Below are 13,708 nucleotides of genomic sequence, written 5' to 3'. Positions count from 1 at the left end.
GTTAAGCTTGTGGCTCCAAATCGTAATAATACACAGTAACGGCCGTATCCCCATACTTAGCCGCTCGGTCCTTCACACAATGACCAATCGCATCCGGAAAGGAGTCTGCGATATCATGCTCAGCCACGATCCACGCTCCGTCCGCCAACATTCCCAGCTCCTGCAACATCTCAATTTCTTCGACAATTTTTTGCTCGGCGTACGGCGGGTCTAAAAAGACGAGATCAAATTTTTGATTGCGTGTACGCAGTGTGCGAATGGCGCGGTCCGCATCCATCCGATATAGTTCTGCATAATCGTCCAGCCTGCAAGCGCTGACGTTTTGTTTTACCACAGCAAATGCTTTGTGATCTCGCTCCACGAATACAGCCCGATCCGCTCCCCTACTTAATGCCTCGATCCCGAGACCACCTGTTCCCGCGTATAGGTCCAATGCCCACCCGCCATCGAAATACGGACCAATCATATTAAAAATCGATTCTTTGACTTTATCGGTTGTCGGTCTGGTTCCTTTGCCCGGAACTGCTGCCAACCGTCTTCCTCTGTGTTCACCAGCGATGACTCGCATACTCATTTCACCTGTCTGCTTTCCTATATGTATGTTTTATGACGCGATTTTCTAAGACTGAGAATGATATCATACTATCACAACTGCATACACCCGTAAAATTAGCAACTGGAAAAATTTATGCACAAGAAAGGTATATAACCCCATTCGATTGGAAAAGATGATGAATAGCGACGCAACGGTGTCGCTGACAACCGCGGAGAAGACTTACGTTTCCCCATAAGCTCTTCCTCCGGTTTCTCCTCTCCCATAATTGAAAGGCTGTTCACTTTGGCGCACGACGTGTCTGATAGGAGCATTTCGTGCCATCGCTCCCTTCATCGGGAGGAGTTGAACGGCTGCCCCTCGCCTTTTGGCGATGGGGTATTTTTTTTTGTCCAGCGCATACTACATGTACCTGCAACACCCCCTACATGTAGATTGCCTGAAAGGAGTGAGTCGTTCATGGCAGAAAAACGACCATCTGCACAAAAGCTGAAGGCGTCCAAAGCCCAGTCCATTGCGGACCGCACAGGCAAAGACGTCGAGCTAGCGCGTGACATGCAATCGCGTGCAGATCAATCGGACATCGTCAAACATGGACAGTAGCTGCATACCTAGCCAGCCGGATCGAATCGGCTGGCTTTTTACTTTTCCACCTTCAATTCCCTCGGCACTTCTTCTTGGCGGATACAGATACTATACAAAAATAACTGTGAAGGAGGTATCCGCATGCATACCGTGTGGAAGGGCTCAATCAGCTTCGGCCTCGTCAATATACCTGTTCGTATGTTTACTGCAACGGAAGAGCGCGATATTCGCTTTCGCCAACTGCATAAAGAGTGCCATACCCCGATCAAGTACACAAAAATGTGCCCGCACTGCCAGCGCGAGGTAGATACGAGCGAAATCATCCGTGGCTTCGAATACGAAAAAGGACATTTTGTCATGATCGACGATGATGATCTGGAAGCCATAACGCCAGAAACACGCAGAGCTATTGAAATTATCGACTTCGTAGACTTGTCGGAGATTGATCCCGTTTATTTTCATAAAAGCTATTTCCTATCCCCACAGGACACTGGTGAAAAAGCGTACGCCCTGCTTCGCTCCGCCATGGAACAGACAGGCAAGATCGGCGTTGCACAGGTGACGATGCGCAATCGGCAAAGCCTGGCCGTTATCCGACTGTATGAGCATTGCATCATGCTGGAGACCATCTTCTATCCAGATGAGGTACGTCCCGTCAGTCAAGTGCCCGCCTTGCCTGAAGCGGCTCTACCGTTGGCCGAAAACGAACTAAAGATGGCAACTGAGCTCATTATCAATATGACAATCCCTTTTGATCCGGCAAAATATACGGATGAATATCGATCCGACCTGCAAAAACTGATTGAGAAAAAATTGGAGGGTCAGGAAATCGCCACCGCACCTACTGTGGCAAGAACCAATGTCATTGATCTCATGCAGGCCCTTAAAGAAAGCTTAGAGTCTACAGCTGGACAAGCCGCAGTGCCCATCAAAATCGAGCCAGCACCGACTCCGTCAAAGCCTGCGCGAAAACGCACCACTGCTGCCTCCTCGTCCGAAAAAGAGCAGACATCGAAAAAGGAGACCGCAGCCAGTCCGAAAAAGACTACGACTACTTCTACAACCAAAACACTGCGCAAAAAGAAGGCTACCTCTGGTTAGGCTACACAAAAAACCTGCCCACTTTTGGACAGGTTTTTCGTATTCACATCATGGTATCTAGCTAGGGGCCATCTTCCTGCATGGTTCAATATGGATATGAACGGCGTTAATCCGGTGAATCTTGCGCATCTGTTCTTCAACTTTCTCGGTGATGGTGTGGCTCTCCACTACATTCAGACCTGGATCGACATGGATCACAACATCAACCAGCACGCTGCTTCCGTGATAGCGGGCTTTGATGTCGCTGATATCCTTTACTCCTGAAATGGAGGAAATCGTAGCCCGCAGGTCCGCAAGCTCGCTCTCGTCAAAGCCATCTGTCAAACGATGGGTTGCCTCCCTGAAAATGTCCCAAGCAGTCTTTAAAATAATAAGACCAACGACAAAAGCAGCTAATGGATCGAGCCAATGCAATTGAAACTGTGCGCCAGCTACCCCAATAAACGTCCCGATACTAACGAATGCGTCTGAACGGTTGTCAGCGGCCGCTGCATGAAGTGCTTGACTGTTTGTTTTGATGGCGAGCTTTTTATTGTAGCGATAGACGAAAAGCATAATAACGGCAGTTGCAAGTGCTGTCCACCCTGCCAACAGGTCAGGAGCCGAATGATGTGAGTCAAACAAGGATGGCACGGCCTTCGTAACGACCTGAACTCCGACAAATAGCATAATAAATGATGCGACAAGTGCTGAAATCGTCTCCGCCCGGAAATGGCCATACGGGTGATCTTTATCAGGTGGTTTCCTTGCAATACGCAGCCCGATCAAAACAGCAATCGATGCGACGACATCCGTTGAGTTGTTAAGACCGTCCGCCATTAAGGCTTCCGATGCAGTGACATACGCAACTCCTATTTTTAATACAGAGCAAAAAATGTAGGCGAAAATACTCACCCATGCTCCACGTTCTCCTTGTTTTAGATCCGAATAGACATCCATACCTCATCACCTCAAAATACTTCTCCATCCTGCTTCGACAACGAGGAAAATCAAAGCGCTGGAAGCAGTTGCTTTTTTTCGAACTTCATCGTAACAGATAGGATTCATGTGGGTCTACAGAAACAGTTTTAGTCCGATTCACGAGAATAGGGGGGAGGAAAATGTGTTGCACACCCACAATTTTTCCACTGGAAAATTTTCCTTGAAATAAAATGGACTTCCCGTTATCCTATTCTTGCAAACCAAAATACAAAAAAGCACGGGAGCTTGGAAATCACCAGGCTGAGAGGATGGTACTGTGCCATCGACCGTTGAACCTGAACTGGGTAATGCCAGCGGAGGAATGTCATATACGACACGAAAAGATGCGTGTATCTTTTTAGGATACCCGTTTCTTCTCTACTCTCGCGTTGGCGTCGCATATTGTTTATGCGGCGCTTTTTCGCGGGCAGTTTCTTTCGCCTCCCTAAACGGTTCTCGCTTTCGTGCAACCAAAACAAGGAGGTTTTTTCTTATGTCATTGGTGTCATCTTTTCCAGGCAGTCACAAAGTATACGAAATAGGTAGTCGTGCGGACATCCGTGTCCCGATGCGCGAGATTTCCCTTCACCCTACCGAAGGATTGTCTGGCTCCACACCCAATCCTCCTCTTCGCGTGTACGATACGAGTGGCGAGTACACCGCAGCGGGTTACGTTCCTGACATTCAAGCAGGACTGCCCTCCATCCGCCACCAGTGGATCGATGAGCGAAATGATGCGGAAACGTATGTTGGTCGCGAACCACAACTGGTTGATGACGGCTTCCGAAACGAAGACAAGGCAGCCGCCCTCCCCACTTTCCCTCGAGAGGACTACAAACCAAAACGGGCAAAGCCAGGGAAAAATGTTACCCAGCTTCATTATGCCCGAAAAAATATCATCACACCGGAAATGGAATACGTTGCCATTCGCGAGGGTGTCTCCCCTGAATTTGTACGGGCAGAAATCGCCGCTGGACGTGCGATCCTCCCTTCTAACGTCAATCATCCGGAAAGCGAGCCGATGATCATTGGCCGCAATTTTCATGTCAAAATCAATGCCAACATCGGAACGTCAGCCGTCAGCTCTTCGATGGAAGAAGAAGTCGAAAAAATGATTTGGTCTGTTCGTTGGGGTGCCGACACCATTATGGACCTCTCGACGGGAAAACATATTCACACCACGCGGGAGTGGATAATCCGAAACAGTCCTGTTCCAGTCGGTACTGTTCCGATTTATCAAGCACTTGAAAAAGTAAATGGGAGAGCCGAGGATTTGACATGGGAGGTTTACCGAGACACCTTGATTGAGCAAGCAGAACAAGGTGTCGATTACTTCACGATTCATGCTGGCGTTCTTTTGCGCTACATCCCCATGACAGCAAACCGTGTTACCGGCATCGTCTCTCGCGGCGGATCGATTTTGGCCGCTTGGTGCCTGGCCCATCACGAGGAAAACTTTTTGTATACGCATTTCGCTGAAATTTGCGAAATTCTGAAGGCCTATGACATTTGTGTATCCCTCGGAGATGGATTACGTCCTGGCTCTATTGCGGATGCAAATGACGAGGCGCAGTTCGCGGAGCTTGAAACATTGGGAGAACTCACAAAAATTGCGTGGGAATACGACGTACAAGTCATGATTGAAGGCCCTGGTCACGTCCCTATGCATCTCATTCGCGAAAATATGGATAAACAGTTGTCCATTTGCCATGAGGCTCCTTTTTACACACTCGGGCCGCTCACGACTGACATTGCCCCCGGCTATGACCACATTACTTCAGCGATTGGCGCTGCCATGATTGGATGGTTCGGAACAGCGATGCTCTGCTACGTAACGCCCAAGGAGCATCTCGGTCTACCCAATAAAGAGGATGTCCGCAACGGTTTAATCGCATACAAAATCGCAGCGCATGCCGCTGATCTCGCAAAAGGCCATCCGCGAGCAAAACAGCGAGACGATGCCTTATCCAAAGCTCGTTTTGATTTTCGCTGGAATGATCAATTCAATTTGTCTTTGGACCCAGAGCGCGCCCGCGAATATCACGACGAAACGTTGCCAGCAGAAGCCGCCAAATCGGCCCATTTTTGTTCCATGTGCGGGCCTAAATTTTGCAGCATGAAAATATCGCACGACATTCGTCACATCGCCAATGAACAAGGGGCTGCCCAAGATCCCGCCATTCTTGCAGGGATGCAGAAAAAATCACGTGAGTTTCGCGAACAAGGAAGCCGTTTGTACCAGTCGTAATCAAGGGGGATGCCTATGGAGGAAGCCAGTCGTTTACGCGAAAAGATTATTCGACTAGAGGCTGAGCTAGAGCAATCTAAACAACAATTGCGGCTCATTCAACAAGACTGCAGCCACGTCTATATCGAAACTCCACTTACGCGAACATGCTCCAAGTGCCTGCAATCCGAAAGCCTCTATTATTAATAGAAAAGGTCGAAATCCTTTCTGGAGGATCTCGACCTTTTTTCTTGCTTATTTCGCCATTCCGACTTGCAACGGTAGTCCTTCTTTATAATAGAGAGTAGGCGATAGCAGGATGAAGAAAATATGGATATGCAAAAAGCCTTGCTTCTTCAAAATGCCGTGAATGGCGCTAGCAATCGCGTCATGTTGCTTTTGTTCACGGGGAAACATCATGATCTCTACAGACAAAGGACTGTTCGTCAATTGCTCTACCGGAAGCAGCTCCAATTTCACCTTTTCCGGAGCTACCTCAGCAAATTTAGAAAACTCTTCTATAAGAATCTGAGAAATGGGCTCTATGTCTTGCTTCGCAAAGCCTTTAAACCGAAGAAACGGCAAGTCAATTCCTTCTTTCGTAAATGAGTTCGCACAGTCATTATAAACAAGTCTCTCATTGTATATCAATGAAAAAAGGATTAAAGAAAGTGAACAACAAACATTCGCAACCCGAGCGAGACACAAAGAGGGCCATATCAGAGAACAGCTCCCTTCCCATGAGGTGTGGTGGACGTACCACGGAAGGAGGAAGAAGCTCAACCAGATACAGCCCAATCCGCTAAACCATTCGTTACTTAATACAGGTAGTATAGCCCGAATTCAATACTTAATCAATAAAGAAGTTTCGTAAAATTCAAACAGGAATGCATCCGCCAGCACCACTCGTATAGTTCATGCCCATCCGTGAAACTGTATTAGAAAACTGGGCAAGTCCCAACTAAACATAAAGGTGGCAGCTATGGAACTAACTCCGCTTTTTCCTTTTGAGCCTACCAGCACCGAAGCTATACCTGTTGGACCACAATGGATAGGCCAAGTGAAATGGGATGGCGTTCGCATTCTTACATACTACGATGGACACGAGGTCAAACTGTTCAATCGAAAACTAAATGAACGGACTTTCCATTATCCCGAAGTGACCGATCTTCACTCGTATTGTCGTGCCGATTCTGTGATTTTGGATGGAGAAATAATCGCACTCGGTTCGGACGGAAAGCCTTCTTTTTACGAGGTCATGAGGAGAGACGGGCTGCGCCGTTTAGAGAAGGTCCCCCAGGTACAAAAGCTCGTTCCTGTGACATACATGGTCTTCGATGTACTGTACTGGAATCATGAATGGGTAACTTCCTACCCACTGTCAGAGCGACAACAACTACTGGGCAAGATCATCACTCCTACTCCTCATGTGCAGCTAGTTGAGAACTTTCCAGATGGAGACGCTCTTTACCGTGTCGTAGAAGCGCAGGGCATGGAAGGAATTATTATGAAGGATGCGTCAAGCAGCTACTTGATCAATGGGAAAGATCAACGCTGGAGAAAGAAAAAGTACTACCGGGATCTCATCGCTGTCGTAGGTGGCGTTACGCTTCGGGATCATATTGTCAATTCGTTGCTTCTGGGCCTCTTCGATCAACAAGGTTCTTTTTGGTACATCGGTCATGCCGGTACCGGAAAATTAACGCATACGGACTGGCGCGCTTTCACGGAGAGAATCCAGCCCCTTGTCCAACAAAAGATGTCTTTTGTTAATAAGCCACCACGCGCAGCCAATACCTTATGGATACAGCCGGAAATTACCGTCAAAATCAAATTTGCAGAGTGGAAAGAAGGGCATTCCTTGCGACAGCCAAGCATACAAGGCTTTGTGGATATCCCTCCCCACCAGTGTGTTTTGGAGTAAGGTCCCCTTGACTTTCGACCTCATTGTCGAAACGATCCAGCCTGTTTTGCCCTCCCCAGCTTTTGCTTGCCATGATTTAGAGCCTGCATTTCCCCATAGCTCGTCAACAGCGCTATCAGTAGGAGGGCTATGTACGTAACAGCTGTCGCAACCCCACCTACCGCTGATTTATCCCTAAAAAAGTCGCCAATCAATATCACGATTACACAACCACTTAAACAAACGGTCGTGGTCCACACCATCGACCGGTAAAATCGATAAAGCTTCGTTCCTTCTGGAATGAGGCTTTGCTCTCTTCCTTTGTTCTTTCGCTTTACGTGAATGAGCAAAAGGAGCGCCAACGGCAATTGAAAAACGAGCACGATCAACGGGAAGCTATAACTAATAAATTCATCGATTTGGGCTATATTTGGAAACACGAATATGGACGATACAACGATAAACCATCCACACGGAGCATTGAGTGTATTGTAATGCCGTTGTCCCCCAAATGATCCAACCCCCACTAAAAATGCCAAGTAAGCGACAATGACTTTAATTGTGAAAGCGGGGAACCAGACACTAAAGAGGATCATTTCGACCCTGTCCAGAAAATCTGTGACGTGGATTTGTTGGACGAGAATATAGATGGGGAAATTCAGTCGACTGGCGATAACATAGCCCATTACCCCGAGCAAGACGACCAGCATAATCGTCGTTCCAAAGCCGACAAGGATGACCCCGTGCTTCATCGCAGCATAAAATAGCCGCGGCTCTACAATGGCATGTAAGAATGCCCCCATGAGAAAAATATCACCATATATACCTACTGGTAAAAAGTTGCTGACCACGATCCGATTCAAGCTACTGGTTAAGATTGGTTCCAATCGCTCTATGTTGTATTCATTAATCAGCAGGAAATATAACGAAATGCACATGATGAAATAAAGAGGAAAATAAAACTCATTTACCCGCGCCGCCACCTCAAGACTCGTTTTACCATAGTACATCATCAGCAGGACGAAGACGAGCAAGATGACCTCCAATGGCGTGGTAGGCAATAAAGAGATATGTAAAAAATCAGCAGCCCCTTTAATATCGAGTGCCAGGATGATCCAAATGTAAAACAAAATGAGTAGATTGATAGCTCCACCAATCCACTTCCCGCCAATAATAAACAAGATTTCAAAGATATTCTTCCCAGGGTAAGCCTCAACCAGCTCACTCAAAACGTAAGCGATAAAAAGCGCATAAAAGATGGGGAGAATTTGAGAGAACCAAGCATCCATCCTTGCTACCTGAACGACAGTCCGCAAGAAACTGATCATCATCCCTGTCATCAAGACACTGCCGACGAGCCAGGCAATTTGTCGATGATTGACAACTTGCTTGTGAATCATACTTGGGCCTCCTTATACGAACTGATCCATCCACCGCTTTACATGGGGTGAGAAAATGTTCATGAAGTTACTCGTGGGCAGGACTTGATAATACTGGAATTGCAAGGCGAATAGAAAAATAATCGTTAGGGTGTAGAAAATAACAATAACTCGCTGCTGTCTTCCATCCATGCCTTTTCGCTTTAGGATGAATTCTCCAATGGAAAGTAACAGCATGAAGACAAAAAAGACCAGAAATATTCTATTCATGATCATCTTCACCTTTGGTTATATTCTTCGTTGTCTGTCCGAAATTGACCACGTTCACTTTGGTTCGGATTTCATATGTGATTTTCGGAAGTTCCTCATTCCATTTGTTCCGATATCGGTCTTGCCACTCTCGCGGATAATTCCTTGACAATGCGATTCCTAACCCAATGAAGTCTGATTGTTTCTTTTGGATCGTGTGCATCATATGGGTCACGCCGTCATTGATTTGCTTGACGAGCTTCGCTTGCAGCATTCTAATATTTTTCTCTTCCTCGAGATCGAGGTTTGATAAATTCTCCACCACAACGGCAGAAGCGTTTAGTTCAATTTTGAAATGGATGTGACCCTTCCTTATCACGGGCTTGATATTCGCCCTTCCCTTCGAAAGAGTTATCGTAAGCCGTTCGTGCTTGGTAAGGGGGAGCACAACAGAAAACGGGGTAAAATCACGTTGGAACAATCGCAAGCCGAGCAATTCTTTGGGCTTCGAGATGGTTACGAGCTTGTCGTGTCGAAATAAACCTACCCCTATCGCCTCTATTTCTTTTGACTTTCCTTTCGGATGAGAATCCACTGCTGCCAGAACGGGTAAAATGGCATCAAGCCCTGGTGTACTGAGCATCTGGGCCACATCCTTCAACGTTACCGAAATCCCACCCATCTTGACCAACTCACGCATCGCTTCTCCTGAAAAACGTTCAAATTGCGGCTGTGCAGTTAGTAATTCGATTCCTTTGCCTTTTGTCATGACAATGTAAGCTGTCAATCTGTTTTCCGGAAAGCGCGCCACAATATCCAGCACATCCGACACTCCATCCTTCGCCAGTTCTTCGCCTATGACGATCATCCGGTGATGGGAGTAGTAAATTTCACGAGACATTCTTGCTTGGATCAATCCATTCGCTTCCCGAATTGTCCTGCCCACTGCGGAATCAACGTAATAACTCTTATCGCCACTCGTCCCCCCACCACCTCCGGATTGGGCGCCTAGGCTGCTGACTAGGGGGACTTGAATAGATAACCGATACTTGCCGTCTGGTTCCTTATCCATCGCCATCGCAATGACGATAGCCATATCATTTACTTCACGCCGATCCCAACAACCAGATACTAGGAACATACAGACCGACACAACCAACATGCGGGTAACAGTCTTCACGATTGTCCCTCCTCGTTTGGATGACGGTTGCCTGTCACCCCTGATTGCCCTCCCCTTTGCTGAATAGAATTAGCCAAACCATCATTCATACGCCTTGCATTTTGAACTCCCAAAAAGCTCGGGCGTTTTTCCATCATCGACCATGGGGCTCTTATTAGTACGTCTTTGAGATCGCCGATCGACAGCGGTCCTAGCGGCGATAAATAAGGGACTCCAAAAGAACGCAGGTTGGCCATATGCCCGAGGATTAGCAATAACACTACCAGCATTCCATAGATACCGAGGATCGAAGCGGCAATCATGATCGGAAAGCGCAGCATTCTGAGTGAAATCGATGCATTAAAATGCGGGATGGTAAACGAGGCAATCCCCGTGAGCGATACGACGATAACCATAGGAGCAGAAACAATCCCTGCCTGCACGGCTGCCTGACCAACGACCAGCGCGCCTAAAATACTGACGGCTTGCCCGACTGTTTTCGGGAGACGAATCCCCGCTTCTCGCAAGGCTTCAAAAGAAATTTCCATGATAAAAGCCTCCACAATAGCCGGAAAAGGAATAGACTCGCGCGCAGCCGCAATACTTAAAAGGAGCGTGGTTGGTAGCATCTGTTGGTGATAGGTCGTAATAGCCACATATAAAGCAGGGGTAATGAGCGAAACGATGAGAAAAACATAACGCAGCAGTCGAACAAGGGTAGCCATTTGAAATCGCTCGTAATAATCCTCGCTGGCCTGCATCATCATCCAAAACGTAACAGGCACGATTAAAACCATCGGTGTCCCATCCACAAATATCGCGACACGCCCCTCCAGCAATGCCCCAGCAACCGTGTCTGGACGCTCAGAATACATAACCTGAGGGAAAGGCGAGTATGTGTTATCCTGGATCATCTCTTCGATATATCCGCTTTCCAGCACAGCATCTAAATTGATCTTACTGATTCGAGTAGTGACCTCCCGTACGATCTCTGGATCAGCTATCCCATCCAGAAAGGCAACCACCAGATTGGTGTTTGTCTCACGTCCAACTACCAAGGACTTCATTTTCAATCGAGGTGTTCGCAATTTGCGCCGCAGCATCGACGTGTTCGTGCGAATATTTTCTATAAAACCCTCACGCGGCCCCCGAACGACCGCTTCCCCTTCTGGTTCGTTAACGGAGCGTTTTTCTGCTCCACGTATGCCGAGCGTAAGCGCTTCTGTATTTCCCTCTACAAGAATACCTGTATCCCCTGAAAGTACAGCCTGTAGTAGCTTTTTATAATCGTCTACTCTTCCCATCTGGGAAACAGGCAAAAGTGACTCTTCTATCACTTTTATATCTTCATCGCCGTCTTCAAGCACCATTAACGATTTTAGTGCAGAATTGACCTCTTTGGTATCAATCAGCCCATCTACGAAGACAGCAATCGCACCGACACTGTTTTTTAGGCGGAATTCTCGTATGACAAAATCGGAGCAATCAGCGAACATTTTTTTCAACAGATCAATGTTCTCTCCCAATTGAGGCGAAATCGGTATACCCTCCAGCTCAATCAAGCTGCAGGCATTCATTGTCTCAATCAGTTCCTTCATTTTATCTTTCTTTTTGAATTTCATTTCATCACCAACCACTGGAAAGCTACCCGTATTATGGTTGATTCGCAGGAAATATATGCAAAGAGGTATTCCCATTACATAGAGAATCGTGGATGGGAGATAGTAGGAACACCTATACCGTTTCAAAAGAAGGTGAAAACATCATTGCGCCCTGCAACAAAAGAGTACGAGCTGACGATCGACAATCACACATTGCCCATTACAAACCCTGACAAGCCTCTATGGCCAGACGCCAAGGTAACCAAGCTAGATTACTTGCGTTATTTGCTGATTGTTGCAGCCCCACTGCTCCGGTATAGCAAGGATCGGCTCTTAACCGTCATTCGCTACCCGCACGGAATCGGCGACAAGCACTTCTATCAAAAGAACGCCCCTGACTATGCACCCGACTGGATACAAACGCATACGTGGGAAAATGTACGTTACGTACTGTGCAATGACCGGGCTACACTCGTGTGGATGGCGAATCAAGCAGCATTGGAGTGGCACGTATCCTTCCACCTCGCCAAGGATGAGACCCCGACAGAGCTCGTGTTTGACCTCGATCCTTCCACAGATGATTTTGCTGTTGTGATAGAGTCTTGCCTCTTATTGAAGCAGCTGCTCGATGAATTACAGCTGCCTTCCTGGGTCAAGACATCTGGTTCCAGCGGCTTGCAAGTCTATGTTCCGATCGAACTTTGCTATTCGTTTGAACAGACGCGCCAAGTCGGACATTTCATCGCATCCTATTTAGTCAGCAAGCATCCCTCACTTTTAACCATCGAGCGCTTCGTGAAGAATCGGGGCGATAAGCTGTACATTGACTATTTGCAACACTGGCGGGGGAAAACATTGCCAGCCCCTTATTCAACCCGTGCTAAAGAACAGGCAACCGTATCAACACCACTCCTGTGGGAAGAGGTTCCCCATTGTCATCCCACAGACTTTACCGTTTATACGGTTCCCAAACGTCTGGAAACATTCGGGGATTTATTCTCATCCGTATCTGCTCCGACAAAACGGGCCTCCCTTGATGCCATCCTCGGCTTTTTGCAGTCCCAGTAAGCCATTAGTTGGAATCCAGCCGCCGATTTGTGCTATACTTGGCACAGATGTTTTGAGGCAAGGAGGCACATTCATGATTGATCCGATCGCAATTGCAATCGGCCCCTTAAAGATTCACTGGTATGGCATTATAATGGGGCTGGCGTTTTTCTTGGGTACTTATCTCGCCCGCTACAATTCCAAACGTTCTGGCATTGATCCCGATCACGTCTTGAACATGGTGGTTCTGATCATTCCAGCAGCCATCGTTTGTGCAAGATTGTATTATGTTACGTTTGAATGGCAGCAGTACAAAGACAACCCACTGGACATCTTCGCAGTTTGGCAAGGCGGCTTGGCTATTCACGGTGGTTTAATCGGTGGTGTTCTGGCAGGAGCCTGGTATATTCGAAAACACAATCTGCCGTTCCTTCGTTTGGCTGACATTTTTATGCCGAGTGTTATTTTGGGTCAAGCCATCGGTCGTTGGGGAAACTTTATCAACCAGGAAGCACATGGTGATGTTGTCTCTGCCGAGTTCATGGAAAAGTTCCCTGCGTTCATCCGCGAGCAAATGTTTATCGGTGGACAATATTACCATCCTACATTCTTGTATGAATCGCTATGGAACCTTGTCGTTTTCGCCATTCTCATGCTCATGCTGTACCGATTCAAAAAATTCGATGGACAGGTTTTGTTCAGCTACATGATCCTGTATTCGATTGGACGCTTCTTCATCGAGGGGATGCGTACAGACAGTTTGTTGATAGCCGATACTCTACGTGTCGCTCAATTAGTCAGTCTGTGCTTAATTGCAGCCGGTGTCATCTTGATGCTCGTGTTTGCACGCAAAAGCAAGCAGGCCGGGCATTCCCAAAACTCGATCGAATAACGTCAACATGCCATATCCATTGCCACTCAGGTCAGTCCGACTGGGTGGTTTT

General features: G+C 47.3%; 14 protein-coding genes and 1 riboswitch. Of the genes, 7 read left to right on the top strand and 7 right to left on the bottom strand.

Annotated features, from left to right (window positions below; translation table 11 throughout):
• Position 1: 1 nt before the first annotated feature.
• A complete protein-coding gene (gene rsmD / locus E8L90_RS05170) occupies positions 2-568 on the bottom strand; it encodes a 16S rRNA (guanine(966)-N(2))-methyltransferase RsmD (protein ID WP_137033278.1) in 567 nt (188 codons plus the stop codon).
• Positions 569-1,012: 444 nt separating this feature from the next.
• On the opposite strand from rsmD, the gene E8L90_RS30120 reads away from it, so the two are divergent.
• The gene (locus E8L90_RS30120; protein ID WP_016743266.1) at positions 1,013-1,156 is read left to right on the top strand and encodes a hypothetical protein; all 144 of its coding nucleotides are present in this window, start codon (positions 1,013-1,015) and stop codon (positions 1,154-1,156) included.
• A gap of 123 nt (positions 1,157-1,279) precedes the next feature.
• Positions 1,280-2,239, top strand: coding sequence for a non-homologous end joining protein Ku (gene ku / locus E8L90_RS05160; protein ID WP_137028286.1), 960 nt, complete (start codon positions 1,280-1,282; stop codon positions 2,237-2,239).
• 57 nt (positions 2,240-2,296) lie between these two features.
• On the opposite strand, the gene E8L90_RS05155 is transcribed toward ku, so the two are convergent.
• Complete coding sequence (locus E8L90_RS05155) at positions 2,297-3,178, bottom strand: cation diffusion facilitator family transporter (RefSeq protein ID WP_137028285.1); 882 nt, start codon at positions 3,176-3,178, stop codon at positions 2,297-2,299.
• Between the two features lie 249 nt (positions 3,179-3,427).
• A riboswitch (TPP riboswitch) is annotated at positions 3,428-3,540 on the top strand.
• Between the two features lie 152 nt (positions 3,541-3,692).
• Between E8L90_RS05155 and thiC the strand changes: the two genes are divergently transcribed.
• Positions 3,693-5,447, top strand: a complete 1,755-nt coding sequence (thiC, locus tag E8L90_RS05150; RefSeq protein WP_137028284.1) for a phosphomethylpyrimidine synthase ThiC — start codon at positions 3,693-3,695, stop codon at positions 5,445-5,447.
• Positions 5,448-5,462: 15 nt separating this feature from the next.
• The gene (locus tag E8L90_RS30115) at positions 5,463-5,633 is read left to right on the top strand and encodes a hypothetical protein (RefSeq protein ID WP_167497582.1); all 171 of its coding nucleotides are present in this window, start codon (positions 5,463-5,465) and stop codon (positions 5,631-5,633) included.
• A 48-nt stretch (positions 5,634-5,681) separates the two neighbouring features.
• Here E8L90_RS30115 and E8L90_RS05145 read toward each other — a convergent pair whose 3' ends face one another.
• On the bottom strand, positions 5,682-6,011 hold the full coding sequence (locus E8L90_RS05145) for a DUF1904 family protein (protein ID WP_137033276.1): 330 nt from the start codon (positions 6,009-6,011) through the stop codon (positions 5,682-5,684).
• 397 nt (positions 6,012-6,408) lie between these two features.
• Between E8L90_RS05145 and E8L90_RS05140 the strand changes: the two genes are divergently transcribed.
• Positions 6,409-7,350, top strand: coding sequence for an ATP-dependent DNA ligase (locus E8L90_RS05140; protein WP_137033274.1), 942 nt, complete (start codon positions 6,409-6,411; stop codon positions 7,348-7,350).
• Between the two features lie 20 nt (positions 7,351-7,370).
• On the opposite strand, the gene E8L90_RS05135 is transcribed toward E8L90_RS05140, so the two are convergent.
• The 4 genes from E8L90_RS05135 to E8L90_RS05120 are packed head-to-tail and all read right to left on the bottom strand — an operon-like array spanning position 7,371 to position 11,738.
• A complete protein-coding gene (locus E8L90_RS05135) occupies positions 7,371-8,729 on the bottom strand; it encodes a GerAB/ArcD/ProY family transporter (protein WP_137028283.1) in 1,359 nt (452 codons plus the stop codon).
• A 12-nt stretch (positions 8,730-8,741) separates the two neighbouring features.
• Positions 8,742-8,978, bottom strand: a complete 237-nt coding sequence (locus E8L90_RS05130) for a hypothetical protein (protein WP_137028282.1) — start codon at positions 8,976-8,978, stop codon at positions 8,742-8,744.
• Positions 8,971-10,137: a Ger(x)C family spore germination protein gene (locus tag E8L90_RS05125; protein WP_137028281.1), complete on the bottom strand. Its 1,167-nt coding sequence runs from the start codon at positions 10,135-10,137 to the stop codon at positions 8,971-8,973. Before E8L90_RS05125 ends, E8L90_RS05130 begins: the two co-directional genes overlap by 8 nt.
• Positions 10,134-11,738, bottom strand: a complete 1,605-nt coding sequence (locus tag E8L90_RS05120; RefSeq protein ID WP_137028280.1) for a spore germination protein — start codon at positions 11,736-11,738, stop codon at positions 10,134-10,136. Before E8L90_RS05120 ends, E8L90_RS05125 begins: the two co-directional genes overlap by 4 nt.
• 144 nt (positions 11,739-11,882) lie before the next feature.
• Here E8L90_RS05120 and ligD point away from each other — a divergent pair, with 144 nt between their 5' ends.
• Both ligD and lgt read left to right on the top strand, forming a co-directional pair.
• Positions 11,883-12,785 (top strand): non-homologous end-joining DNA ligase, encoded by a 903-nt coding sequence (ligD, locus tag E8L90_RS05115; RefSeq protein ID WP_137033272.1) that lies wholly within the window; start codon positions 11,883-11,885, stop codon positions 12,783-12,785.
• Positions 12,786-12,858: 73 nt separating this feature from the next.
• Positions 12,859-13,656, top strand: a complete 798-nt coding sequence (gene lgt / locus E8L90_RS05110) for a prolipoprotein diacylglyceryl transferase (protein ID WP_137028279.1) — start codon at positions 12,859-12,861, stop codon at positions 13,654-13,656.
• Positions 13,657-13,708: the final 52 nt, after the last annotated feature.

This window comes from Brevibacillus antibioticus (assembly GCF_005217615.1).
GTDB classification, from domain to species: Bacteria; Bacillota; Bacilli; order Brevibacillales; family Brevibacillaceae; genus Brevibacillus; species Brevibacillus antibioticus.
The sequence above is the reverse complement of the archived record's forward strand: the minus strand, read 5'-3'. Positions and strand labels throughout refer to the sequence as shown.

What these genes read in the sequence shown, in the direction of transcription:
- rsmD (WP_137033278.1), bottom strand. Translation starts at nt 568, where the DNA reads ATGCGAGTCATCGCTGGTGAACACAGAGGAAGACGGTTGGCAGCAGTT.
- E8L90_RS30120 (WP_016743266.1), top strand. Translation starts at nt 1,013, where the DNA reads ATGGCAGAAAAACGACCATCTGCACAAAAGCTGAAGGCGTCCAAAGCC.
- ku (WP_137028286.1), top strand. Translation starts at nt 1,280, where the DNA reads ATGCATACCGTGTGGAAGGGCTCAATCAGCTTCGGCCTCGTCAATATA.
- E8L90_RS05155 (WP_137028285.1), bottom strand. Translation starts at nt 3,178, where the DNA reads ATGGATGTCTATTCGGATCTAAAACAAGGAGAACGTGGAGCATGGGTG.
- thiC (WP_137028284.1), top strand. Translation starts at nt 3,693, where the DNA reads ATGTCATTGGTGTCATCTTTTCCAGGCAGTCACAAAGTATACGAAATA.
- E8L90_RS30115 (WP_167497582.1), top strand. Translation starts at nt 5,463, where the DNA reads ATGGAGGAAGCCAGTCGTTTACGCGAAAAGATTATTCGACTAGAGGCT.
- E8L90_RS05140 (WP_137033274.1), top strand. Translation starts at nt 6,409, where the DNA reads ATGGAACTAACTCCGCTTTTTCCTTTTGAGCCTACCAGCACCGAAGCT.
- E8L90_RS05135 (WP_137028283.1), bottom strand. Translation starts at nt 8,729, where the DNA reads ATGATTCACAAGCAAGTTGTCAATCATCGACAAATTGCCTGGCTCGTC.
- E8L90_RS05130 (WP_137028282.1), bottom strand. Translation starts at nt 8,978, where the DNA reads ATGAATAGAATATTTCTGGTCTTTTTTGTCTTCATGCTGTTACTTTCC.
- E8L90_RS05120 (WP_137028280.1), bottom strand. Translation starts at nt 11,738, where the DNA reads ATGAAATTCAAAAAGAAAGATAAAATGAAGGAACTGATTGAGACAATG.
- lgt (WP_137028279.1), top strand. Translation starts at nt 12,859, where the DNA reads ATGATTGATCCGATCGCAATTGCAATCGGCCCCTTAAAGATTCACTGG.